At 69.4% G+C, this 23316-nt stretch carries 17 protein-coding genes and 2 pseudogenes; 9 read left to right on the top strand and 10 right to left on the bottom strand.

From position 1 onward, the window contains the following. Positions 1 to 18: 18 nt before the first annotated feature. The 5 genes from gcvT to AC1VVG_RS00780 all read left to right on the top strand — a co-directional run bounded on the left by gcvT (position 19) and on the right by AC1VVG_RS00780 (position 7334). Positions 19 to 1137, top strand: a complete 1119-nt coding sequence (gene gcvT / locus AC1VVG_RS00800) for a glycine cleavage system aminomethyltransferase GcvT (RefSeq protein ID WP_069705865.1) — start codon at positions 19 to 21, stop codon at positions 1135 to 1137. Between the two features lie 117 nt (positions 1138 to 1254). After that, positions 1255 to 1635 carry a glycine cleavage system protein GcvH gene (gene gcvH / locus AC1VVG_RS00795; RefSeq protein ID WP_034188137.1) on the top strand — a complete coding sequence of 127 codons (381 nt, stop codon included), beginning with the start codon at positions 1255 to 1257 and terminating at the stop codon, positions 1633 to 1635. Positions 1636 to 1693: 58 nt separating this feature from the next. Further along, complete coding sequence (gene gcvP / locus AC1VVG_RS00790) at positions 1694 to 4621, top strand: aminomethyl-transferring glycine dehydrogenase (RefSeq protein ID WP_343727547.1); 2928 nt, start codon at positions 1694 to 1696, stop codon at positions 4619 to 4621. A 151-nt stretch (positions 4622 to 4772) separates the two neighbouring features. Further along, the gene (locus tag AC1VVG_RS00785) at positions 4773 to 5915 is read left to right on the top strand and encodes an alginate lyase family protein (RefSeq protein ID WP_034188244.1); all 1143 of its coding nucleotides are present in this window, start codon (positions 4773 to 4775) and stop codon (positions 5913 to 5915) included. A 30-nt stretch (positions 5916 to 5945) separates the two neighbouring features. Continuing rightward, entirely contained in the window at positions 5946 to 7334 is a 1389-nt protein-coding gene (locus AC1VVG_RS00780; RefSeq protein WP_034188139.1) for an L-serine ammonia-lyase, read from the top strand. A gap of 66 nt (positions 7335 to 7400) precedes the next feature. Here the strand turns inward: AC1VVG_RS00780 and AC1VVG_RS00775 are convergent. Both AC1VVG_RS00775 and AC1VVG_RS00770 read right to left on the bottom strand, forming a co-directional pair. After that, a pseudogene (locus AC1VVG_RS00775) lies at positions 7401 to 7523 on the bottom strand (VapC toxin family PIN domain ribonuclease); the annotation flags it as partial. 73 nt (positions 7524 to 7596) lie between these two features. Beyond that, positions 7597 to 7881, bottom strand: a pseudogene (locus AC1VVG_RS00770) (type II toxin-antitoxin system RelE/ParE family toxin). A 90-nt stretch (positions 7882 to 7971) separates the two neighbouring features. On the opposite strand from AC1VVG_RS00770, the gene AC1VVG_RS00765 reads away from it, so the two are divergent. Then, positions 7972 to 9675, top strand: coding sequence for a thiamine pyrophosphate-binding protein (locus AC1VVG_RS00765; protein ID WP_200087093.1), 1704 nt, complete (start codon positions 7972 to 7974; stop codon positions 9673 to 9675). Then, complete coding sequence (locus AC1VVG_RS00760; RefSeq protein ID WP_175029223.1) at positions 9672 to 10766, top strand: glycosyltransferase family 9 protein; 1095 nt, start codon at positions 9672 to 9674, stop codon at positions 10764 to 10766. Before AC1VVG_RS00765 ends, AC1VVG_RS00760 begins: the two co-directional genes overlap by 4 nt. Positions 10767 to 10815: 49 nt before the next feature. Here the strand turns inward: AC1VVG_RS00760 and AC1VVG_RS00755 are convergent, their stop codons facing one another. The 3 genes from AC1VVG_RS00755 to exaC form a co-directional block, all read right to left on the bottom strand. Next, the gene (locus AC1VVG_RS00755) at positions 10816 to 11850 is read right to left on the bottom strand and encodes a helix-turn-helix domain-containing protein (protein ID WP_482835120.1); all 1035 of its coding nucleotides are present in this window, start codon (positions 11848 to 11850) and stop codon (positions 10816 to 10818) included. Between the two features lie 217 nt (positions 11851 to 12067). Next, positions 12068 to 12610 (bottom strand): hypothetical protein, encoded by a 543-nt coding sequence (locus AC1VVG_RS00750; protein ID WP_482835119.1) that lies wholly within the window; start codon positions 12608 to 12610, stop codon positions 12068 to 12070. A gap of 247 nt (positions 12611 to 12857) precedes the next feature. Further along, positions 12858 to 14384 (bottom strand): acetaldehyde dehydrogenase ExaC, encoded by a 1527-nt coding sequence (exaC, locus tag AC1VVG_RS00745; protein WP_034188145.1) that lies wholly within the window; start codon positions 14382 to 14384, stop codon positions 12858 to 12860. Between the two features lie 322 nt (positions 14385 to 14706). On the opposite strand from exaC, the gene AC1VVG_RS00740 reads away from it, so the two are divergent. Continuing rightward, positions 14707 to 15135 carry a pyridoxamine 5'-phosphate oxidase family protein gene (locus AC1VVG_RS00740; protein WP_482835118.1) on the top strand — a complete coding sequence of 143 codons (429 nt, stop codon included), beginning with the start codon at positions 14707 to 14709 and terminating at the stop codon, positions 15133 to 15135. Between the two features lie 88 nt (positions 15136 to 15223). Here AC1VVG_RS00740 and AC1VVG_RS00735 read toward each other — a convergent pair whose 3' ends face one another. Further along, positions 15224 to 16828, bottom strand: a complete 1605-nt coding sequence (locus AC1VVG_RS00735) for an MFS transporter (RefSeq protein ID WP_124670643.1) — start codon at positions 16826 to 16828, stop codon at positions 15224 to 15226. 162 nt (positions 16829 to 16990) lie between these two features. Here AC1VVG_RS00735 and AC1VVG_RS00730 point away from each other — a divergent pair, with 162 nt between their 5' ends. Further along, positions 16991 to 17875, top strand: coding sequence for a LysR family transcriptional regulator (locus tag AC1VVG_RS00730; RefSeq protein ID WP_059559446.1), 885 nt, complete (start codon positions 16991 to 16993; stop codon positions 17873 to 17875). Here AC1VVG_RS00730 and eutC read toward each other — a convergent pair whose 3' ends face one another. From eutC to AC1VVG_RS00710, 4 genes are all read right to left on the bottom strand, one after another. After that, positions 17876 to 18670, bottom strand: coding sequence for an ethanolamine ammonia-lyase subunit EutC (gene eutC / locus AC1VVG_RS00725; protein ID WP_034188148.1), 795 nt, complete (start codon positions 18668 to 18670; stop codon positions 17876 to 17878). Beyond that, the gene (locus tag AC1VVG_RS00720) at positions 18667 to 20064 is read right to left on the bottom strand and encodes an ethanolamine ammonia-lyase subunit EutB (protein ID WP_034188149.1); all 1398 of its coding nucleotides are present in this window, start codon (positions 20062 to 20064) and stop codon (positions 18667 to 18669) included. The genes eutC and AC1VVG_RS00720 overlap by 4 nt, the downstream gene beginning before the upstream one ends. A gap of 100 nt (positions 20065 to 20164) precedes the next feature. Further along, positions 20165 to 21574: an ethanolamine permease gene (gene eat / locus AC1VVG_RS00715; protein ID WP_034188150.1), complete on the bottom strand. Its 1410-nt coding sequence runs from the start codon at positions 21572 to 21574 to the stop codon at positions 20165 to 20167. A gap of 188 nt (positions 21575 to 21762) precedes the next feature. Further along, positions 21763 to 23226 carry a mechanosensitive ion channel gene (locus AC1VVG_RS00710; protein WP_482835117.1) on the bottom strand — a complete coding sequence of 488 codons (1464 nt, stop codon included), beginning with the start codon at positions 23224 to 23226 and terminating at the stop codon, positions 21763 to 21765. Positions 23227 to 23316 lie beyond the last annotated feature (90 nt).

Genomic DNA, 23316 nt, shown 5'->3' with positions numbered 1-23316 from the left:
GCCTTGCCTGAGGCCTCGATGACTGCACTGAAACACACCCCGCTCAACGCCGCGCACCGCGCGCTCAATGCCCGCATGGTCGACTTCGGCGGCTGGGACATGCCCGTCAACTACGGCTCGCAGATCGAAGAACACGCAGCCGTGCGCACCGACGCCGGCATGTTCGACGTGTCGCACATGTGCGTGATCGATTTCACCGGCAGCCGCGTGCGCGCGTTCTTCGAGCACGCGATCGCAAACAACGTCGGCAAGCTCAAGACGCCCGGCAAGGCGCTTTACTCGTGCCTGCTCAACCCGCAGGGCGGCGTCATCGACGACCTGATCGTCTATTACTTCACCGAGGAATTCTTCCGCGTCGTCGTCAATGCCGGCACGGCCGAGAAAGACATCGCGTGGTTCAACCAGCTGAACGAGCAAGGCGGCTTCGGTCTCACGATCGCGCCGCGCCGCGACTTCGCGATCGTCGCCGTACAGGGCCCGAACGCGCGCGAAAAGGTGTGGACGACGGTGCCTTCCGCACGCGCCGCGACCAGCGAGCTGAAGCCGTTCAACGCCGCGCAGGTCGCCGGCACGCCGTTCGGCGACCTCACCATCGCCCGCACCGGCTATACCGGTGAAGACGGTTTCGAAGTGATCGTCCCGGCCGTGCACGTCGAAGCGCTGTGGGCCGCGCTGCAGCAAAACGGCGTGCGTCCGTGCGGGCTCGGCGCGCGCGACACGCTGCGCCTGGAGGCCGGCATGAACCTGTACGGCCAGGACATGGACGACACCGTCTCCCCGCTCGACGCGGGCCTTGCGTGGACGGTCGACCTCACCGCGCCGCGCGACTTCGTCGGCCGCGCCGCACTGGAAGCCAACGGCACCCGCGCCGCGTTCGTCGGCCTGATCCTGCAGAAGGAAAACGGCAAGGCGGGCGGCGTGCTGCGCGCACACCAGAAGGTCGTCACGCCGCACGGCGAAGGCGAGATCACGAGCGGCACGTTCTCGCCGTCGATGCAGGAATCGATCGCGTTCGCACGCGTGCCGGCCGCCGTCCAGATCGGCGACCTGATCCAGGTGCAAATTCGCGACAAGAATCTTCCCGCGCGCGTGGTAAAACTGCCGTTCGTACGCAACGGCAAGGTCCTCGCTGCGTAACGGCCGGGAGGCGTGCCTCCCGGTAAGCCGGGAGATGGCACCCGGCGCAACCCTACCCGGCGTGCCATGGCGGCGCGCCAGAAGAACGAATCACACCCTTTTATCCAGGAGCAACCGATGAGCAACGTCCCGGCCGAGCTGAAATACACCGACGAACACGAGTGGATCCGCACCGAGGCAGACGGCACGCTGACGGTCGGCATCACCGATCACGCGCAGAACACGCTTGGCGACATCGTGTTCCTCGAACTGCCGGCAGTCGGCAAGCAAGTGAAGGAAGGCGATGCCGTCGGCGTCGTCGAGTCGGTGAAGGCGGCATCCGACATCTACTCGCCGGTGTCCGGCGAAATCATCGCCATCAACGAAGAAGCCACCGACGCACCGGAAGCAGTGAACAGCGACGCGTACGGCGTGTGGCTCTTCAAGATCAAGCTCGCGGCCGGCGCATCGACCGACAAGCTGATCGACGCAGCCGCCTACGGCAAGCTGATCGACTAATTTCCCTACCCGAACCGCGCGGCGCCGGCCTCGGCCCGCGCGGGACCAGAGTCACGCCATGAAGCTCGAACACCCGGACCGCCTGATGAACCGCACGCCCCTCTCGCTCGCCGCGCTCGAAACGCACGACGCGTTCGCCGAACGCCACATCGGCCCCGACGCCGCCAGCCAGCAGGCCATGCTCGACACGCTCGGCTTCGCGTCGCGCGCCGCCCTGATCGAGGCCGTGATCCCGGCCTCGATCCGCCGCGCCGAAACGCTGCCGCTCGGCCCGTTCGCGCAGCCGAAGAGCGAGGCCGAAGCGCTCGCCGCGCTGCGGGTTCTCGCGGACAAGAACCAGGTGTTCCGCTCGTATATCGGTCAGGGTTACCACGACACGCACACGCCGGCCGTGATCCTGCGCAACGTGCTCGAAAACCCGGCGTGGTACACGGCCTACACGCCGTACCAGCCTGAAATTTCCCAGGGCCGCCTCGAGGCGCTCCTGAACTTCCAGCAGATGGTCGCCGACCTGACGGGCCTCGCGATCTCGAACGCGTCGCTGCTCGATGAAGCGACCGCCGCGGCCGAAGCGATGACGCTGCTGCAGCGCACCGGCAAGCCGGCGTCGAACGTGTTCTACGTCGCCGACGACGTGCTGCCGCAAACGCTCGAAGTGATCCGCACGCGCGCGCTGCCAGTCGGCATCGAGGTCAGGACGGGCCCGGCCGCCGACGCGGCGCAGGCGAACGCATTCGGCGTGCTGCTGCAATACCCGGGCGTGAACGGCGACGTGCGCGACTACCGCGCGCTCACCGAAGCGATCCATGCGGCCGGCGGCCACGTGGTCGTCGCGGCCGACCTGCTCGCGCTGACCGTGCTGACGCCGCCCGGCGAATGGGGCGCGGACGTCGCGATCGGCAACACGCAGCGCTTCGGCGTGCCGATGGGCTTCGGCGGCCCGCACGCCGCCTATCTCGCGGTGCGCGACGAATTCAAGCGCCAGATGCCGGGCCGCCTCGTCGGCGTGACGGTCGACGCACAGGGCAAGCCCGCGCTGCGCCTCGCGCTGCAGACGCGCGAACAGCACATCCGCCGCGAGAAGGCGACGTCGAACGTGTGTACCGCGCAGGCGCTGCTCGCGATCATGGCCAGCATGTACGCGGTCTACCACGGCCCGCATGGCCTGAAGACGATCGCGCTGCGCGTGAACCGCATCGCGGCGCTCTTCGCCGCCGGCGTGAAGCAGCTCGGTTTCGCGACCGTCAACGACACGTTCTTCGACACGCTGACGGTCGACACCGGCACGCGCACCGCGCAGGTCCATGAATTCGCGAAGGCCAAGCGCATCAACCTGCGCCGCGTGAGCGACACGCAAGTCGGCGTGTCGGTCGACGAAACCACGACGCGCGACGACCTCGCCGACCTGCTCGACGTGTTCGCGCAGGCCGCGGGCGGCACCGCACCGGCCGTCGACGCGCTGGACGCGGGCCTCGCCGGCGTCGCCGCGCTGCCGGCCGGCCTCGAACGCACGAGCGCGTACCTGACGCACCACGTGTTCAACCGCCACCATTCCGAAACCGAAATGCTGCGCTACCTGCGCAGCCTGTCGGACAAGGATCTCGCGCTCGACCGCTCGATGATCCCGCTCGGCTCGTGCACGATGAAGCTGAACGCGACGTCGGAAATGCTGCCCGTCACGTGGCCCGAGTTCGGCGGCATCCATCCGTTCGCACCGGCCGAGCAGACCGTCGGCTACCGCGAGATGATCGACCAGCTCGAGCAGATGCTCGTCGCGGCCACCGGCTACGCGGCCGTGTCGCTGCAACCGAACGCCGGCTCGCAGGGCGAGTACGCGGGCCTGCTGATCATCCACGCGTACCATGCATCGCGCGGCGAAGCGCATCGCGACGTGTGCCTGATCCCGGCATCCGCGCACGGCACGAACCCGGCGTCGGCGCACATGGCCGGCATGAAGGTCGTGGTCGTCGCCTGCGACGCCCAGGGCAACGTCGACATCGCCGACCTGAAGGCGAAGGCCGAAGCACATTCGAAGGACCTCGCGGCGATCATGATCACGTATCCGTCGACGCACGGCGTGTTCGAGCAGAACGTCCGCGAGATCTGCGAGATCGTGCACGCGCACGGCGGCCAGGTGTACGTCGACGGCGCGAACATGAACGCGATGGTCGGCCTGACCGCGCCGGGCCAGTTCGGCGGCGACGTGTCGCACCTGAACCTGCACAAGACCTTCTGCATCCCGCACGGCGGCGGCGGCCCGGGCGTCGGCCCGGTCGCGGTCGGCGCGCACCTCGCGAAGTTCCTGCCGAACCAGCGTTCGACCGGCTATGCGCGCGGCGAAGAAGGCATCGGCGCGGTGTCGGCCGCCCCGTACGGCTCGGCGTCGATCCTGCCGATCTCGTGGATGTACATCGCGATGATGGGCGCGAAGAACCTGACCGCCGCGACGGAAACCGCGATCCTCAACGCGAACTACATCGCGAAGCGCCTCGCGCCCCACTACCCGGTGCTGTATTCGGGCCCGGGCGGGCTGGTCGCGCACGAGTGCATTCTCGACCTGCGCCCGATCAAGGAGTCGAGCGGCATCAGCGTCGACGACGTCGCGAAGCGCCTGATGGACTACGGCTTCCACGCGCCGACGATGAGCTTCCCGGTGCCGGGCACGCTGATGGTCGAGCCGACCGAATCGGAATCGCAGGAAGAACTCGACCGCTTCATCGCCGCGATGATCGCGATCCGCGAGGAAATCCGCGCGGTCGAGGAAGGTCGCGCCGATCGCGAGGACAACCCGCTGCGTCACGCGCCGCATACGGCGGCCGTCGTCACCGCGAACGAATGGCCGCACGCGTACTCGCGCGAGCAGGCTGCGTACCCGGTCGCGTCGCTCGGCACGAACAAGTACTGGCCGCCGGTCGGCCGCGCGGACAACGCGTACGGCGACCGCAACCTGTTCTGCTCGTGCGTGCCGATGTCGGAATACGCGTAACGCACGCCAGCCCCGGCGCCGCCCGACGATGACCACACCGCACGCAACCCGGGGTTGCGTGCGGTTTTTGCGTTCGCCGGGCGAACCGGTTCACGTTCCCCCGCCAATCCGGCTAACATCACACGCGATCCAGCCAATGAAGGAGTTCCGCATGGTGCGTCCGATGTTTCCGGGCCATGGTGCAAACAGGACGCGGCCGCACGCGCGTGCCGGTCGTTTCGTGCCGATGCTCGTCGCCTCGCTGTCGCTTGCCGCCGCCGGCCTCGGCGCGTCCGGCGGCGCGCGCGCGGCGATGAATTTCTGCGCGGCGCCGGCGCTGCAGGCGAGCGAGACAACGCAGGCCGAGCCGGGCGTGCAGGCGCTGATCCGCAGCGTCGACGCGCGCATCGGCGAGCAGCCGAAGGCGATGGCGCGCGTGCACACCGAGGGCACGCTGCCGCACGAAGGCATCTACGACCAGAGTGCGGCCGCGCTGAAGGACATGGACCTGATGCGCGACGCGGCGCTCGCGTGGCGCGTGACGAACGCGCCGCGCTACCTGCAGCTCGTCGACCGCTTCCTGTCCGCGTGGGTCTCGACCTACCAGCCGAGCTTCAATCCGATCGACGAAACGCGCTTCGAGAGCCTGATCGTCGCGTACGACATGACCGCGAGCGCGCTGCCGGTAAAAACGCGCAACGCGACGGCCGCGTTCATCGCAAAGCTCGGCGCCGGCTACGTCGCGCAGATCGACGCGCAGAAGCGCCCGCTCACCGGCACCTGGCGCAACAACTGGCAGAGCCACCGGATCAAGCTGATCGCGCTGTCCGCGTTCACGCTCGGCGACCGCAAGATGATGAACGCCGCGCAACGGCTGTTCGTCGAGCATCTCGCCGACAACATCGGCCCGGACGGCAAGACATGGGACTTCGAGGAACGCGATGCGCTGCATTACGCGGTCTACGACCTGCAGCCGCTGGTGACGGCCGCGCTCGCCGCGCGCCGCTTCAACCGCAACTGGCTGCGCGAACGCGGCGCGAACGGCGCGACGCTCGCGGCGGCGCTCGACTGGCTCGTGCCGTACGCGCTCGGCGAGAAGACCCACGAGGAATTCGTGAATTCGCCGGTGCCGTTCGACGCGAAGCGCCGCGAGGCCGGCTTGCCGGGCTACACGGGGCAGTGGGACCCGAAAAACGCCACCGAACTCTTCCATCTGGCCGCGCGGCTCGACGGGCGCTATGCCCGCGTCGCGCAGCAGCTTTCCCCAACGCCGCCCGCATGGCTCGCCGCGTGCCTGCCATTGCAGGCGCGCTAGCACTACTCTTAAAGCAAGGCAGGTATCGAAATGGCAGTCAGCGTGTTTGACCTCTTCAAGATCGGCATCGGTCCGTCCAGTTCGCACACGGTCGGGCCGATGCGCGCGGCGCTGATGTTCGTCCAGGGCCTCGAGCGCGACGGGCTGCTCGACGCGACGGCCCACGTGAAGGTCGAGCTGTACGGCTCGCTCGGCGCGACCGGCAAGGGCCACGGCACCGACCGCGGCGTGATGCTCGGCCTGCTCGGCGACGCGCCCGACACCGTCGATCCCGACACGATCGACGCGCGGCTGGAAGACGTCCGCCAGTCGAAGAAACTCGCGCTGCTCGGCACGCATCCGGTGCCGTTCGTGCTGAAGGAGAACATCGCGTTCTACCGCCAGGCGCTGCCCGAGCATCCGAACGGGATGAAGCTGCGCGCGAGCGACGCGAACGGCGCGGTACTGGTCGAGCGCACCTACCTGTCGGTCGGCGGCGGCTTCGTCGTGACGGCCGGCGCGCCGAACACGAAGGTGCTAAGCGCGGCCGAGCAGATGACGCACCCGTTCCGCACCGGCGCCGAGCTGCTCGCGCTGACCGCGTCGACCGGCAAGTCGATCGCGCAGCTGATGTGGGAAAACGAGCGCGCGTGGCACACCGAGGAAGAAACGCGCGACGGGCTGCTGAAGATCTGGGCCGTGATGCAATCGTGCGTGTCGCGCGGCTGCGGGATCGGCAACCCCGACGCCGACGGCAACCTGCCCGGCCCGTTCCAGGTCAAGCGCCGCGCGCCGCAACTGTACCGCACGCTGACCGGCAGCCCGGAGCGCGCGCTGCAGGATCCGCTGTCGATGATCGACTGGATCAACCTGTATGCGATCGCGGTCAACGAGGAAAACGCGGCCGGCGGCCGCGTGGTCACCGCGCCGACCAACGGTGCGGCCGGCATCATCCCGGCCGTGCTGCACTACTACACGCGCTTCACGCCCGGCGCGAACGAGCAAGGCGTGATCGACTTCCTGCTGACGGCCGCCGCGATCGGCATTCTGTACAAGCTCAACGCGTCGATCTCGGGCGCGGAAGTCGGCTGCCAGGGCGAAGTGGGTGTCGCGTGCTCGATGGCGGCCGGCGCGCTCGCGGCCGTGCTCGGCGGCACGCCGCAGCAGGTCGAGAACGCGGCCGAGATCGGCATGGAACACAACCTCGGCCTCACCTGCGACCCGGTCGGCGGGATGGTGCAGATCCCGTGCATCGAGCGCAACGCGATGGCGTCGGTGAAGGCCGTCAATGCGGCGCGCATGGCGCTGCGCGGCGACGGCTCGCACTACGTGTCGCTCGACTCCGTGATCAAGACGATGCGCGAGACCGGCGCCGACATGAAGACGAAGTACAAGGAAACGTCGCGCGGCGGGCTGGCGGTGAACATCGTCGAGTGCTGATGCGGGTTCCGGCGGCCACGCGGGTCACGATGTCCCGCATGGCCGCCGGGCGCTAACGGGCGTGCATCAGTCGTTCAACCCGTTCTCGAGCCGCAAGCCCGGATAACCGGCGAAGTCCCGCTCGTTGTGGGTCACGAGCACGACGTCGAGCGGCACAGCGTGAGCGGCGATCGGTTTGTCGGGATGATCTTCTTCCGCTCGCGGGCGGGGTTCATGCACACCGCGACAGGCTCGATGCAAGCCATGTATCCGCATGACGCCATCACGGCCACTGCCGTCGCGCATGCAACACGCGAAGAATTGCCACGATGTGCTCGGTGGGTCGAATGCGATAGACGAGCACATGGTTCGGCGCAATCACCAGTTCGCGCGTACTTGCCACGCGCCCTCGCCGATACAGTTCCGCGCGCGCCGGCAACGCCGCTGCCTTCGCCTCCAGCAGTTCGTCCAGTTCGAGCGCGGCCAGCGGATCGTCCTAGCCGATATAGTCCATGATCGCGGCGCGATCCTCGCGCGCCTTGGGATTCCAGTACAGCGCGAGGGTCAAGCAGCGCCACCCCGCTTGCCCGCGGCACTTTTCAGCGCCCGGCCAACGGGCGTAAGCTGTACGTCCCGCTACCCAGGGAGACGGCAGCCCATGTCGCATGCCAAGGATCTTGAGCCGCGCGCCACCACCGGTGCGCGACTGCTCGTCGATGCGTTGCTCGCCAATCACGTCGAACGCGTCTTCTGCGTGCCGGGCGAAAGCTTCCTCGCCGTACTCGATGCGCTGGCGGACGACACCGCGCGCATCCAGACGGTCGTCTGCCGTCACGAGGCGGCCGCAGCGAACATGGCCGAAGCGGTCGGCAAGCTGACCGGCCGTCCCGGCATCGCATTCGTCACGCGCGGGCCCGGCGCGACCCATGCGTCGATCGGCGTGCACACCGCGTTCCAGGATTCGACACCGATGATCCTGTTCGTCGGCCAGTGCGCACGCGAGCACCTCGACCGCGAAGCCTTCCAGGAAATCGACTACCGCCGGATGTTCGGCCAGATGGCGAAATGGGTCGCGCAGATCGACGACCCGCGCCGCCTCCCCGAATACCTGAGCCATGCGTTTCACGTCGCGACGTCGGGCCGGCCCGGCCCGGTCGTGCTCGCGCTGCCGGAGGACGTGCTGTCCGAAGCGTGCGCGTCCCAACCCGTCGTGCCGGCCGCGAAACGCGTCGCGGCCGCGCCGTCGGCCGCGCAGCTCGACGAGCTGCGCGAGCGGCTCGCGCGCGCGGAGCGGCCGTTCGCGATCGTCGGCGGCAGCGGCTGGACGCCCGACGCCTGCGCGAACCTGCGCACCTTCGTCGAACGCTGGCAACTGCCGGTCGCGTGCGCGTTCCGCTTCCAAGACACGATCGACAACGCGCACCCGAACTACGCGGGCGACGTCGGCCTCGGGATCAACCCCGCGCTCGCGAAGCGCATCCGCGACGCCGACCTGCTGCTCGTGATCGGGCCGCGCCTCGGCGAAGCCACGACCGGCGGCTATACGCTGCTCGACATCCCGAAAACGCGCCAGACGCTGATCCACGTGCACCAGGGCGCCGACGAACTCGGCCGCGTGTATGCGGCCGACCTGCCGATCGTGTCGGGGATGCCCGAGATCGCCGCGCCGCTTGCCGCGCTCGAGCCGCCCGCCCGTCCGGCATGGGCCGGCGCGGCCGCCGACGCCCATCGCGCGTACCGCGAATGGCATGCGCCGCTGCCGATGCCCGGCGACGTCCAGCTCGGCGACGTGATGGTGCAGTTGCGCGAGCGCCTGCCGCACGACGCGATCCTGACCAACGGCGCCGGCAACTATGCGATCTGGCTGCATCGCCACTTCGCGTACCGGCACTTCCGTTCGCAGCTCGCGCCGACCAGCGGCGCGATGGGCTACGGGCTGCCGGCCGCGCTCGCCGCGAAGTCGCTGTACCCGTCGCGCGCGGTCGTCGCGCTGGCGGGCGACGGCTGCTTCATGATGGCCGGCAACGAACTCGCGACCGCGATGCAGTACGGGCTGAACATCGTCGCGATCGTCGTCAACAACGGGCATTTCGGCACGATCCGCATGCATCAGGAGCGCAACTATCCGGGCCGCGTGCACGGCACGGGGCTCACGAATCCCGATTTCGCCGCCTATGCGCGTGCATTCGGCGCGCATGGCGAGACGGTCGAGCGCACCGCCGAATTCGCGCCCGCGCTCGAGCGCGCGCTGACCTGCGGGTTGCCCGCGGTGATCGAGATCCGCATCCCGCAGGACGCCAGCACGCCGGCCGCGACGCTCGAACAGATCCGCGAGCAAGGCCGCCGGGCGCGCGGCGGGTGACGGTGGACACGCACACCGCGCCGCCCGGCGCCGGGCTGTCGCATGAGGACGCGCTGGCCTGCCCCGGCACGCTGCTCGCGCCCGACGGCGCGCTCGTCGCGCCGTACGACCTCGAGTCCGGCAACCTGCGTGCCGACGGCCACGTGCCGGCCGCGCCCGCGCTCGGCCTGCTGCACGCCGCGCATCGGCCGTTCCGGCTCGATTACGACGACGCGCGGCACGTGCACGTGATCAACGGAATGGGCGTCACGCTCGGCGATTCGGTGATCGGGCTGACGGCCGTCGCCGCGCTGCGTGCGGCCCACCCGGGCCTGCGTTTCACGCTGTACCGGCCGGCCCGCGCGCCGCGCTATGTCGACACGCTGTATGCGCTCGCGGCCGACGTCGTCGCGCCGTCGCGCACGCTGCCGTGCCCGGTCGACGCGCTGCCCGCCGATGCGCCATGCATCGACGTCGGCAATCACCTGTACTGGCCCGCATTCGCGCGGCTGCCGATGATCGATTTCTTCCTGGATGCGCTCGGCGTCGACCCGGCCGCCGTACCGGCCGCCGCGAAGCGCAACCGCTGGCTCGCCCGGCTGCCGCTGCCCGCGCTGCCGGCCGCGTGGCAGCGGCCGTACGTCCTGTTCTGCCCGAACGCGAGCACCGCCGTGCGCAGCGTGCCGCCCGCGCTGCGCGCGGCATTCGTGGATCGGCTCGTGCAGCGCTACGGGCTGCCGGTGGCCGGTTTCGGCCCGGTCGCGCATCCCGACTACGTCGACGTGAGCGGCGACGCCACCGACACCGCGCGCTTCATCTCGTGGGTCAAGGGCGCCCGCCTGCTGTTCGCGCCCGACACGGCCGCCTTGCATCTCGCCGACGGTTTCGACGTGCCGACGCTCGCGTGCTTCACGACGATCGGGCCGGCGCTGCGCGTGCGCGACTATCCGCATTGCGTACCGGTCGAACTCGAATTGCCGGCCGAATTGCGCGGGCTGCACCGCAGCGAGCGGCCGGACGATCTCGCGGCGGTCGAAGCCGCTTACCGGAACGTCGACTGGGATGGGCTGCCGTGGCCCGCACCGCGCGATGCGGCGGCGGCCACCGGATAAGGAACCCGGGCGCGGCAGCGAGTCGGAACGTCGCCCCCCGCCGCCTTCGTCACCCCGCGCCGACCCGCACCGCGCGATCGCGCAGCGTCTCCGACGGCCGCTTGCCGAACAGGCGCCGGTAATCGGTCGCGAACTGGCTCAGGTGCCAGAAGCCCCATGCCTCCGCGACATCCTGCACCGAGCCGGCCGCGCGGCCGCACAGGTCGCGCCGCGCGCCGTTCAGCCGCAGCGTGCGCAGGTAGGTCGCGGGCGCCATCCCGAGCACGTCCTGGAAGCAGTACTGCAGCGTGCGCCGGCTCACGTGCAACTGCTCGCACAATTCCGGCACGCCGACCGGGCGCGTACGGTGCGCGAGCACGTAGTCGCGCGCCTGATCGACGATCCAGCGCCGCGTCGACGGCGCGGCGCCGCTGCCGTCGTCGGCCGGGTGCGCGCACACGTCGAACAGCGCGGCCAGCACGTCGGCCTGCAGGTCGTCGCGCTGCGCATCGGGCAGCGGGCCGGCCATTGCCACCGCGCCGTCGAGGCGGCGGCCGAGCAGCGCGCACAGGCGCGCGAGCCGCGCATCGCCGACCTGCATCACGCACTGCGTGAACAGCCGCTCGTCGAGCGCACGGCGTTCGACCTCCTGCGCGTAGCGGCGCAGCACGTCGCCGCGCACGACGACGCCGTAGATCGAGAACTGCGCGGGCGTCACCAGTTCGAATTCGATGTTGCCGGGCCGGAACGCGAGCGCACCGGGCCCGATGCGGCACGCATCGACGCGCGCCGTGCCGTCGGACACGAGCGGAATGCCGAACCAGTACGCGTCGCCGCGCACTTCGCACGCCTGACGCAGCAGGTGGCTCGTCGATTCGCGAAACAGCTTCATCGTGTCGAGCGGCAGCTCGGTCAGCGTGCCGACGAAGCGGCCGGCCGCGAGCTGGTCGTAGGTCTGCCGCCAGCCGATCAGGTTGCGCGCCTGCTCGTCCGCATCGTGCGCGACGCTGACGACCGCCTGCCCGGCCAGCGCATCGTCGCCCTGCGCATTGCGCCGCGTGTCTTCGGCGGTCGGTTCTTCCCTGCACGCCACGTATTGATCCATCGTGTCCTCCCTCACCTGCGCGGAACCGCGCCTGTCACGCAAGTCCCGTGCCGAACCGCATGGCCCTGCGAATCGCCCGCCATTGCACGCTGCCCGGCCGATACGCGCCATGCGGGCGCACCCGAAGGCGGCGCCGCGCGCACGCCGCCGGTGCGATACGCGGTGCAACATGCGCCGCGACCGCGCATCCGTGCTGCGACCGGCTCCCGCACACCGGCTAGCCGGCCGGCTTCAGCCGCACGACCCGCGTGCCGCAGTTGCCGTACGCCTGCGCGACCGCCAGCTCGACGATCGTGCTGCCCGCCGCCCACGGCGCCGCGTCCGCTTCGGGCTGATCGGCCCGCAACGTGGCGCGGCCGTTGATCCGGTACCGGATCCCGCGCACGAAATCGACGAACAGCAACCCGACACCGCTGCCGTCGTACACGGCCGACGCGATCCGGCCGCCGCCGTCATGTGCGGGCAACGCGAACCGCAGCGTCTTCGTGTCGATCACGCGAACGACGGGCAGCAGATCGCCGTTCGCATCGCGCAGGCTCTGCACGATGTCGCAGGTCACGACAGCGCCGGTGCCGCCCGCTGCGCCGACGAACATGAACGGCTGCGATTCGACAAACTGCCGCACGCCGATGCTCAGGCGCGTCGTCACGACGTCGCTCATCCGCTCGGCTTCGTCGGCGACGCCGAAGCGGTGCTGCGCGTCGAGTTCACCCGGATGAAATACCGGGTGACGCGGAAAGGATCGGGGCGGTTCTGCCATGCTGGTTCTTGTTAAGCACGTGAGCGCACCGTGCCGCCGCGAACGGGCGGCCGCCGGTGTCGTCTCCGGTGCCGGATGCGACGATGCAGCGCCGGCGCCGAATGTCGAAATCGAAACGGGCCACGCGCCGCGCGAGCGCGCCCGGCGCCGTATGCGCTGCCCGCGTCACCGTGAAAGACCGGCAACCGCACCGGCCGGCGTTGCGCTGCCGGCCGGTGCGTCCCGGCGCTTGCCCCCGTGTCGGCGATCAGAAGAACCCGAGCGCCTCGGCCTGATAGCTCACCAGCAGGCACTTCGTCTGCTGATAGTTCGACAGCGCCATCTTGTGCGTCTCGCGGCCGATCCCCGACTGCTTGTAGCCGCCGAACGCCGCATGCGCGGGGTACAGGTGATAGCAGTTGGTCCACACGCGGCCGGCCTCGACCTCGCGGCCCATCCGGTACGCACGCGTGCCGTTGCGCGTCCACACACCGGCGCCGAGCCCGTAGAACGTGTCGTTCGCGAGTTCGATCGCTTCCTGCTCGTCCTTGAACGTCATCACCGACGCGACCGGCCCGAAGATCTCTTCCTGGAACACGCGCATCTTGTTGTTGCCGAGCAGCATCGTCGGCTTCACGTAGTAGCCCGTGCCGAGTTCCGCGGCCGGCGCCGTGCGCTCGCCGCCCGTCAGGCATTGCGCGCCTTCGCCGCGGCCGATGTCGATGTACGACAGGATCTTGTCGAGCTGCTGCTGCGACGCCTGCGCGCCGATCATCGTCTGCAGGTCGAGCGGGTGGCCGGCCTTGATGCGTTCGACGCGCGCGACGGCCTTCTCGATGAAGCGTTCGTAGATCGATTCCTGGATCAGGATCCGCGACGGGCACGTGCACACTTCGCCCTGGTTCAGCGCGAACATCGCGAGCCCTTCGAGCGCCTTGTCGAGGAACGCGTCGTCCTGGTCGAGCACGTCGGCGAAGAAGATGTTCGGGCTCTTGCCGCCCAGTTCGACCGTCGACGGGATCAGGCTCTCGGCCGCGGCACGCAGGATGTGCTTGCCGACCGGCGTCGAGCCCGTGAACGCGATCTTCGCGATCCGCTTGCTGGTCGCGAGCGCTTCGCCCGCTTCCTTGCCGAAGCCGTTCACGATGTTGATCGTGCCGGCCGGGAACAGGTCGCCGATCAGCTCCATCAGCACCAGCACCGACGCGGGCGTCTGCTCGGCCGGCTTCATCACGACGCAGCAGCCGGCCGCGAGCGCCGGCGCGAGCTTCCACGCGGCCATCAGCAGCGGGAAGTTCCACGGGATGATCTGGCCGACCACGCCGAGCGGTTCATGGAAGTGGTACGCGACGGTGTTGTCGTCGATCTCGGAGATGCCGCCCTCTTGCGCGCGGATGCAGCCCGCGAAGTAGCGGAAGTGGTCGATCGCGAGCGGCAGGTCGGCGGCCATCGTCTCGCGCAGCGGCTTGCCGTTGTCGATCGTCTCGGCCACGGCCAGCAGCTTCAGGTTCTTTTCCATCCGGTCGGCGGCGGCGAGCAGCAGGTTCGCGCGCTCGGCCACGGACGTCTTGCCCCACTTGCGGCGCGCGGCGTGCGCGGCGTCGAGCGCCAGTTCGATGTCGTCGGCGCCCGAGCGCGGCACGCGGCAGAACGGCTGGCCGTTGATCGGCGACACGTTCTCGAAATACTCGCCCTTCACCGGCGCGACCCACTTGCCGCCGATGTAGTTGTCGTACTGCTGACGGTACGGGTATTCGACGTCGAGGCCCAGTTGCTTCAGGTCAAACGGGTTCATACATGTCTCCTGTTCATCGTGCTTTGTGTGGATGCAGCGCCGGTTGGAATGCGCTGCATCCGTTTACGCAACATGCGTGCCAAACAGGACATGACCACGTCGATCGCCGCCGGCCCGTGTGCGCACCGTGCGGTGTTCACGCGTGAAGCACGACCGGTGCGCCGATTCTGAACACCGCGATTGCGCAGCGGCGCGGCCGGTGTTCGAAATTTCCACAGTGCGCGGCACTGCGCTGCACGCGGATGCGGGCCGCGCCGCGTGGCATGTCGCTTGCGTGCGACCCGACGATCGACACGCAACGGCATTCGCGCCGCCCGACACCATGAACGACCCGTGCCCGCTGACCGACGACGCCATCGCGTTCATCCGCGAGCAGGCCTTCCTGATCGTCGCGACCGCCGACGCGACCGGCAACGGCGACTGCTCGTACCGCGGCCGCCAGCCGCGCGGCGACGGCTCGTTCGAGCCGCTCGTCCACCTGCCCGACCGCCGCACGCTCGTGCTGCCCGACTTCGCGGGCAACAACCTCTTCAACACGATCGGCAACCTGCTCGTGAATCCCGCGATCGCGCTGCTGTTCGTCGATTTCGTGCGCCAGACGACCTGGCTCGTGCAGGGACGCGCGACGATCGACGAGGATGCGGGAAGCCGCGCGCACCTGTGGCCCGATGCATTGCGCTATGTGGTCGTCGACGTGGAACGGGCACAGGCGCGGGCCGATGCGGCGCTGCCGCCGCTCGTGCTCGCATGACGCGTCGCGTGTGATCCACGCGCGACGGAATAGGCCGGCGCGCGGCTTGCCGTCATCCGCACCGCCACGCGCGACGACGACGCAACGCTCAACGTCCGTGCGTTTCCGCGCAGGCCGGTTCGATCCGGCCGCGCACTGGCGCGCCGGCGCCGTCATCCGCTTCAGGCGTTTCAGCCACGGCAGGCCGCCCGCCGAGAAACGCGAACACCACGGCGGCACACAACACGGTTACGACGGCCAGCCCGGTCAGCAGCCGGTCGAACGCATGCGCGTAGCTCGCGATCAACGCCGCGTGCCCGACGCCCGGCAACGCGGCGGCCGCGCCCGCGAGATCGCCGGTCGCGAGCCGTGCGGCCGCCCGCAGCGTCGCGTCCGGCGTGCCGGCCGCGCCCGCCGCCTGCGTCAGCCCGGTCCGCGCGAGCGCGGCCAGCACCGCGCCGACGATCGCCAGCGCGATCCCCTCGCCGGCCACCCGCGTCGTGCTGAAAATGCCCGTCGCCATCCCCGCGCGCTCCTTCGGCACGACGCTCACCGACAGCCCGTCCATCAGCCCCCACGGCATGCCGGCGCCGACGCCGATCGCGAGCATCGGCGCGATCGCCGCGGGCCCCGCGCCGCCGCGCAACGCGATGCCCAGCCACACGAGCCCGGCCGCCGCGACGAGGAGCCCGAGCCCCGAGATCACGCCGGCCGACAGCCAGCGCGTGAGCGTCGCCGCGACGAACGGCACGACCAGCATCGGCGCGGAGATCGCGAGCATCAGCCAGCCGGCGTCGATCTCGCTGAAGCCGTCGATGCCGATGAAGCGCAGCGGCAGCACGACGAGCAGCACGATGTAGCAGCAGCAGGTCGACACCGGCAGCACCTGCACGCCGACGAAGCGCGCGATGCGAAACAGCGACAGGTCGAGCATCGGCCGCGCGACACGCGTCTCGATCGTCACGAACGCAGCCGCGCCAAGCGCCGCCCCGGCCAGCAGCGCGATCACGAGCGCGCTCGACCCGCCGCGCGCGGGCGCCTCGATCACGCCGAACGTGAACAGCGTCAGCGCGGCCGTGAACGCGGCCGTGCCCGGCCAGTCGAGCCCCGTCGCGTGCGGGTCGCGCGACTCGTGCATGCGCGGCAGGCCGAACACGAGCGACAACACGCCGGCCACCGCGCTCGTCATGAAGATCGCGCGCCAGCCGTAGTGCCCGATCAGGCCGCCGGCGAGCACGGGCCCGAACGCGAGCCCGATGCCGAAGGTCGTGCCGAGCAGGCTGAACGCACGCGTGCGCGCCGCGCCGTCGAACTCCTGCGCGAGCGCGGCGGTACCCCCGGCGAGCGCCGCGGCGGCCGCGAGCCCTTGCGCGGCGCGCAGCAGGTCGACCGCGAGCATCGACGGCGCGAACGCGAGCGCGACCGACATCAGCGTGAAGCCGCCGACGCCGATCGCGAACAGGCGCTTGCGCCCGAACTGGTCGGCGAGCGCGCCCGACGCCATCAGGAAGCTGCCGAACGCGAGCATGAACGCGTTGGTGATCCAGTTCATCGCGACCGGGCTGCCGTGCAGGTCGCGGCCGATGGCCGGCGTCGCGACCGCGCCGCCCGAAAACGACAGCGGCAGCGCGACGGCGGCCATGCAGACGGCGGCCAGCACCCATGCGCGCCGGCGCGCCGACTGGGCCGAAACGGCCGATACAGGGTGATCCATCATCGCTCCTCGAAAAGCCGGCGCGGCTGCGCCGTCAGAGCGACAGAAGATAAATCCGATTCAATCCGCGAAAAACTACGCAAAGCTCCGCATATAACGGACTAAAATTCCGCAATTCCTGTGGCGCGAGCGTCGTCTTGCGCCCTTCGATTCGATGGAACGATGGAAAACCTCTCCGGCATCGTCGCGTTCGTCCGCACCGCCGAAGCGTTGAGCTTCGTCGCGGCCGGCCGTGCGCTCGGCATTTCGGCGTCGGCGGTCGGCAAGACGATCGCGAAACTCGAACAGTCGCTCGGCGTGCGCCTGTTCAACCGCACGACGCGACGCGTCACGCTCACCGACGAGGGACGACACTTCTACGAACGCTGCCAGCGGATCCTCGAGGATTTCCGCGATGCGGAAGCGGCCGTGACGGCGTCCGCGCAGCGCCCGCGCGGCAGGCTGCGCGTGAGCCTGCCGGTGATCGGCTACCGCTTCCTGCTGCCCGTACTGCCGGAATTCCGGCAGCGCTATCCGGACGTCGAGCTCGATCTCGATTTCAACGACCGGATGGTCGACGTCGTCGAGGGCGGGTTCGACGCGGTGATCCGCAGCGGCCCGCTGTCCGATTCGAGCCTGATGTCGCGGCGGCTCGGCCCGTTCGCGTTCGTGCTGTGCGCGACGCCCGCGTATCTCGCGCAGGCCGGCACGCCGCGCACGCCGCGCGACCTCGAGGCGCACGACTGCATACGCTACTGCTTCCCGACCACCGGCAAGCTGCAGGACTGGGCGCTCGCGGCCGACGACGGCACGCCGCTGAAGCTGCGCACCGCGATGACCTGCAACAACATGGAGGCGTTGCGCGGCACCGTGCTCGCGGGGCTCGGCATCGGCTACATGCCCGACTTCCTCGCGCGCGACGCACTCGAACACGGCGCGCTCGTCACCGTGCTCGACGACTACCGGATCGCGCCGGGGCAGTTCTCGATCGTGTGGCCGTCGAGCCGGCAGTTGTCGCCGAAGCTGCGCGTGTTCGTCGATTTCCTGTGCGAGCGGCTGTTCAGGTAGTCACGCCGCGCCGATCCGCCCGGCTTCCGCCGGCGGCGGCAGCGCATCGCTGTCGTCCTTCAGCCCCACGCCGGTGAGCCCGAGGCGGCGCGCATGCGTCATCAGGTAATGCAGCTTGTGCGCGGCTGCCGCATGCGGCAGCCCTTCGGGCCGCACGTTCGAGATGCAGTTGCGCAGCGCATCGTGGCAGCCGACTTTCGGCGCCCACGTCAGGTACACGCCGAGGCTGTCCGGCGAGCTGAGCCCCGGCCGTTCGCCGATCAGCATCGCGACGACCTTCGCGCGCAGCAGCTCGCCGATCTCGTCGCCGAGCGCGACGCGCGCCTGCTTCGCGACCACCACCGGCCCGACGCGCCAGCCGTCCGCGTCGAGCCGCGGCCGCACGGCCTGCAGCAGCGGCAGCGCCTGCTTCGCGGCCGCGAACGCCGACAGCCCGTCGCCGACCACGAACACGACGTCCGGCGCCTCGTCGAGCGCCGCGCCGTAGCCGGCCAGCAACCCGCGGCTGTCGTCCGACAGCTTGCGGCCGAGATCGGGCCGGCGCAGGTAATGGTCGCGATCCGGCGCGGCGCTCTGCACGCCGAGCGTCGGCAGCAGGCCGGCCGCCTCGATCTCGCGCCGCAGCGCGTCCGCATCGAGCGGCTGGTGCACCGCGTCGCGCGCCTGCGCATGCGACAGGTTGAAGGCCAGCAGCGGCGCGGTCGGCAGGCTGTTGCCCGCGCGGCCGAGCGCGATCCGCGCGTTCGTGAACGACTTCAGCTGCGCCCACGGATTCTTCTCGACGGCGTCGCTCATGCGGACACCCCCATCCAGTCGTTCGCCCCCGCGAGCAGCGGCACGCGTGCCGTCGCCGTGCGCAGCACGCCGTGCGCGTCGGCAATCTCCATCGTCTCCAGCCATTCCTCGAATTCCGGCGCGCGGCGCAGCCCGAGCACCTCGCGCACGTAGAGCTGGTCGTGGAACGACGTGCTCTGGTAGTTCAGCATCACGTCGTCCGCGCCCGGGATCCCCATGATGAAGTTGATGCCGGCCGCCCCGAGCAGCGTCAGCAGCGTGTCCATGTCGTCCTGGTCGGCTTCCGCGTGGTTCGTGTAGCAGATGTCGCAACCCATCGGCACGCCGAGCAGCTTCCCGCAGAAGTGATCCTCGAGCCCCGCGCGGATGATCTGCTTGCCGTCGTACAGGTATTCGGGGCCGATGAAGCCGACCACCGTGTTCACGAGGAACGGCTCGAACTTGCGCGCGACCGCATACGCGCGCACTTCGCAGGTCTGCTGGTCGACGCCGAAGTGCGCGTTCGCCGACAGCGCGCTGCCCTGGCCCGTCTCGAAATACATCAGATTGTTGCCGACGGTGCCGCGCTTCAGCGACAACGCGGCCTCGCGCGCCTCGCCGAGCAGGGCCAGCGAGATGCCGAAGCTCGCGTTCGCTTTCTCCGTGCCCGCGATCGACTGGAACACGAGATCGACCGGCGCGCCCTTCTCGATCGCCGCGATCGTGTTGGTCACGTGCGTGAGCACGCACGACTGGGTCGGCACGCCGTAGCGTTCGCGGAACGCGTCGATCATCGCGAGCAGCTTGACGATCGCCGCGAGGCTGTCGGTGGCCGGGTTGATGCCGATCATCGCGTCGCCGCAGCCGTACATCAGCCCGTCGAGCATCGACGCGGCGATGCCCTTCACGTCGTCGGTCGGGTGGTTCGGCTGCAGCCGCACCGACATCCGGCCGGCCAGCCCGACCGTGTTGCGAAAGCGCGTGACGACGCGGCGCTTGCGCGCGGCCGCGATCAGGTCCTGGTTGCGCATCAGCTTCGACACGGCCGCGACCATCTCGGGCGTGAGGCCCGGCGCGATCCGTTCGAGCGCCGCGCCGTCGGCCGCGGGCGACAGCAGCCAGTTGCGGAAATCGCCGACGGTGAGGTGCGAGATTTCCGCGAACGCCTGCGCGTCGTGATCGTCGATGATCAGGCGCGTGACCTCGTCGTCTTCGTACGGAATCACCGCCTCGTTCAGGAACGCCTTCAGCGGCACGCCCGCGAGCGCGATCTTCGCGGCCACGCGCTCCTCCTCGCTCGCCGCCGCGACGCCGGCGAGCTGGTCGCCGGAACGCAGCGGGCTCGCCTTCGCGAGCAGCGTCTTCAGGTCCGCGAAGCGGTACGTGCGCGGACCGATCGTCTCCGTATAGGACATCTGCGAGCCTCCTTGCCCATCCTTGCCAAAAGCCGACGGCGCGCCCGTTCGACGGGGCGCGCCGGATGCCGTCAGAAACGGCCTGCCATCTTCACGCTGCTCACTCCTCCAGCAGCGCGTCGCCCGGCGCACTCGCCCGCTGCGAACGCGTCGCGAGGAAGTACGCGTAGCCGACCGCGAGGAAGCCGACGAATACCAGCGCGACCAGCCCGTTGAAATACACCATCGTGCCGAGACAGACGAGCGCGGCCAGGATCGCGAACGCCGGGAAGATCGGGTACATCGGCGCGCGGAACGGCCGCGCCATGTTCGGCTGCGTGCGGCGCAGCTTGAACAGCGACGCCATGCTCACGATATACATCACGATCGCGCCGAATACCGACATCGTCACGATGTTCGCGGTCAGCGTCTGCCCGCCGAACTGGATCAGCTCGTCGCTGTAGATCGCCGCGATGCCGACCACGCCGCCCGCGAGAATCGCGCGATGCGGGGTCTTGAAGCGCGGATGGACCTTGCCGAGCCATTCGGGCAGGTAGCCCTCGCGGGCCAGCGCGAAGATCTGGCGCGAATAACCGAGGATGATCCCGTGGAACGACGCGACGAGCCCGAACAGCCCGAGCCACACGAGCATGTGCATCCAGCCGCTGTTCGCGCCAACGATGTACTTCATCGCCTGCGGCAGCGGATCGTTGATGTTCGCGAGCTTGGTCCAGTCGCCCGCGCCGCCGGCGAACACCATCACGCCGATCGCGAGCGCAACGAGCGTCAGGATCCCGGCGACGTACGCGATCGGAATCGAGCGCTTCGGGTTCTTCGCTTCCTCGGCGGCCATCGCGACGCCTTCGATCGCGAGGAAGAACCAGATCGCGAACGGGATCGCCGCGAACATCCCGTGGAACGCGCCCACGCTGAAATGATCGGCGCCCGACCAGCCGCCCTTCGCGAAGTTGCTCCACGCGAAGCCCGGCGACACGACGCCCATGAACACCAGCAGCTCGAAGATCGCGAGCAGCGTGACGACGAGCTCGAAGGTCGCCGCGATCTGCACGCCGACGATGTTCAGCGCCATGAACACGAGATACGCGCCCATCGCCGCGTGCTTCGGCTCGAGGCCGGGGAACTGCACGTGCAGGTACGCGCCGATCGCGAGCGCGATCGCGGGCGGCGCGAAGACGAACTCGACGAGTGTCGCGGCGCCGGCGAGATAACCGCCGGTCGGGCCGAACGCGCGGCGCGCATAGGCGAACGGGCCGCCGGCATGCGGGATCGACGTCGTCAGCTCGGTGAAACTGAAGATGAAGGTCGTGTACATCGCCGCGACGAACAGTGCGGTGATGACGAAGCCCAGCGTGCCGGCGCTCGCCCAGCCATAGCTCCAGCCGAAGTATTCGCCGGAAATCACGAGGCCGACCGCGATGCCCCACAGTTGCCAGGTCCCGAGCGTCTGCTGCAGCGCGGGCTGGCCGGACTTGGCGCCGGCGGCGGGCCGGCCATTCGACTCTGCTTTCATCGGACATTCTCCTCAAGGGCGCCGGGCCTTGCCGGCCCGCGCGACTGAGAATCGATGCTAGAGAGTCATTAAACGACGTGTTATCGAAATTCGGCAAAGATCGCGGCTGACATTTCGCTGACGGAAACGCCGGCCGCGCGGGTTGCAACGGCGATCCGGCCGCACGACGCGGGCCGGATCGCCCGTGCTTACTGGCCGCCGCGGCGCTGGTTGAACCAGCGGTCGAGCAGCTTGCCGGCCGCCTCGCGGCCGCCGAGGCCGAACGACAGCGCCACGGCCACCGCGATCGCGCCGAGCACGAGGCCGAACGCGAGCTGGACGATCTCGTTCGCGATGCCCATCGCGCGCAGCCCCATCGCGAACACGAGGCCGAGGATCGCGAATTGCGCGATGCGCGCGAACAGCACGCTGTGTTCGCGGTCGGCCTGCTCGAGCACGCGGCGCGCGAGGCCCGCGAGCCACACGCCGATCACGAGGATCACGCCGCCCATCAGCACGTGGCCGCCGAATTCGATGAACAGCGTGACGACGTCGCGCACCTGCGAGAAACCGAGCCGGTTCGCGGCTTCGACCGACGCGAACAGCATCGCGAAGAACACGATCAGCCGTGCGACCAGCACCGACGGCTGCAGGATGCCCGAGAACACGCGCTCGACGCCGAGCACCGCCGGCAGCCCGTCGGCGCCCGCGGCTTCGAGCAGCTTCTGCGCGAGCGACGCGACGAAGCGCGCGAAGTAGAACGTGACGACCACGATCACGATCGCCGCGACGATGTCCGGCACCGCGCCGAGGAACTGGTTCAGCATGTTGGTCGCGGGAATCGAGATCGCCTCGATCTTCAGCGCGTCGAGCGCGGAGATCAACGTCGGCACGAACACGAACACGTAGACGATCGTGCCGATCAGGCTCGACACGCGCACGGGCGTCGGGCTGTCGAGGCGCTGCGTGAGGCGATCGGCGCCGGCGGCGACCAGCAGGTTCGTCACGAGGCCGCGCAGCACGCGCGCGACGACCCAGCCGACGAAGCCGATCACCGCGGCCGCGAACAGGTTCGGCACGATCGCGAGCAGCTTGTCGACCATCCCCTGCACCGGCGACAGCAGCCCCGACAGCGCGAACGACGCGAGGATCGCCGGCAGGAACATCAGGATCACGAGCCAGAACAGCACATCGCCGAGATAGCCGCTCATCGGCTGCATGCCGGCGCCTTCGGACAGCTTGTCGTCGATCCGGCTGGCCTTCAGCGCGCGGTTCGCGAGGCTGCGCAGCAGCGACGCGATGAGCCACGCGATCAGCGTCAGCGCCGCGCCGCCGATCAGGTTCGGCAGGTAGTTGACGATGTGCGTGACGAGCAGCGAGAACGGATTGGAAACCGCATACAGGTTGAGCACGTTGAAGATGCCCACCGCGGTGACGAGCAGCACGAGCCAGAACAGCCCGCTGGCGATGATGCGCTCGACGCACGCGCCCTGGCCGGTGCTGTCGCTGATCCGCTTGTCGACCTTCAGCGCGCTGAGCAGGCGCAGCGCGCCGGCCCGCACCACCACCGCGATCAGCCAGCCGATCACCAGGATGCCGATCGCGCCGGCGATCTTGGGCAGGTATCCGCCTAGCGTGCTCTGCAGCGACGTGATGAAGCTGGAAGCATCCATTTCTTCTTCTCCCGAAAACGTGGTGTTGCGATTGAACATCGACGAACTACCTGCGTACTTCGAAAAACGTGCGGCCCTGTCCGAGCAACT

The sequence above is a fragment of the Burkholderia sp. L-4 genome (assembly GCF_056856535.1).
The sequence above is the reverse complement of the archived record's forward strand: the minus strand, read 5'-3'. Positions and strand labels throughout refer to the sequence as shown.

Bases quoted from the DNA above. Each gene is read 5' to 3' on its own strand.
- gcvT (WP_069705865.1), top strand. From the start codon at position 19: ATGACTGCACTGAAACACACCCCGCTCAACGCCGCGCACCGCGCGCTC.
- gcvH (WP_034188137.1), top strand. From the start codon at position 1,255: ATGAGCAACGTCCCGGCCGAGCTGAAATACACCGACGAACACGAGTGG.
- gcvP (WP_343727547.1), top strand. From the start codon at position 1,694: ATGAAGCTCGAACACCCGGACCGCCTGATGAACCGCACGCCCCTCTCG.
- AC1VVG_RS00785 (WP_034188244.1), top strand. From the start codon at position 4,773: ATGGTGCGTCCGATGTTTCCGGGCCATGGTGCAAACAGGACGCGGCCG.
- AC1VVG_RS00780 (WP_034188139.1), top strand. From the start codon at position 5,946: ATGGCAGTCAGCGTGTTTGACCTCTTCAAGATCGGCATCGGTCCGTCC.
- AC1VVG_RS00765 (WP_200087093.1), top strand. From the start codon at position 7,972: ATGTCGCATGCCAAGGATCTTGAGCCGCGCGCCACCACCGGTGCGCGA.
- AC1VVG_RS00755 (WP_482835120.1), bottom strand. From the start codon at position 11,850: ATGGATCAATACGTGGCGTGCAGGGAAGAACCGACCGCCGAAGACACG.
- AC1VVG_RS00750 (WP_482835119.1), bottom strand. From the start codon at position 12,610: ATGGCAGAACCGCCCCGATCCTTTCCGCGTCACCCGGTATTTCATCCG.
- exaC (WP_034188145.1), bottom strand. From the start codon at position 14,384: ATGAACCCGTTTGACCTGAAGCAACTGGGCCTCGACGTCGAATACCCG.
- AC1VVG_RS00740 (WP_482835118.1), top strand. From the start codon at position 14,707: ATGAACGACCCGTGCCCGCTGACCGACGACGCCATCGCGTTCATCCGC.
- AC1VVG_RS00735 (WP_124670643.1), bottom strand. From the start codon at position 16,828: ATGGATCACCCTGTATCGGCCGTTTCGGCCCAGTCGGCGCGCCGGCGC.
- AC1VVG_RS00730 (WP_059559446.1), top strand. From the start codon at position 16,991: ATGGAAAACCTCTCCGGCATCGTCGCGTTCGTCCGCACCGCCGAAGCG.
- eutC (WP_034188148.1), bottom strand. From the start codon at position 18,670: ATGAGCGACGCCGTCGAGAAGAATCCGTGGGCGCAGCTGAAGTCGTTC.
- AC1VVG_RS00720 (WP_034188149.1), bottom strand. From the start codon at position 20,064: ATGTCCTATACGGAGACGATCGGTCCGCGCACGTACCGCTTCGCGGAC.
- eat (WP_034188150.1), bottom strand. From the start codon at position 21,574: ATGAAAGCAGAGTCGAATGGCCGGCCCGCCGCCGGCGCCAAGTCCGGC.
- AC1VVG_RS00710 (WP_482835117.1), bottom strand. From the start codon at position 23,226: ATGGATGCTTCCAGCTTCATCACGTCGCTGCAGAGCACGCTAGGCGGA.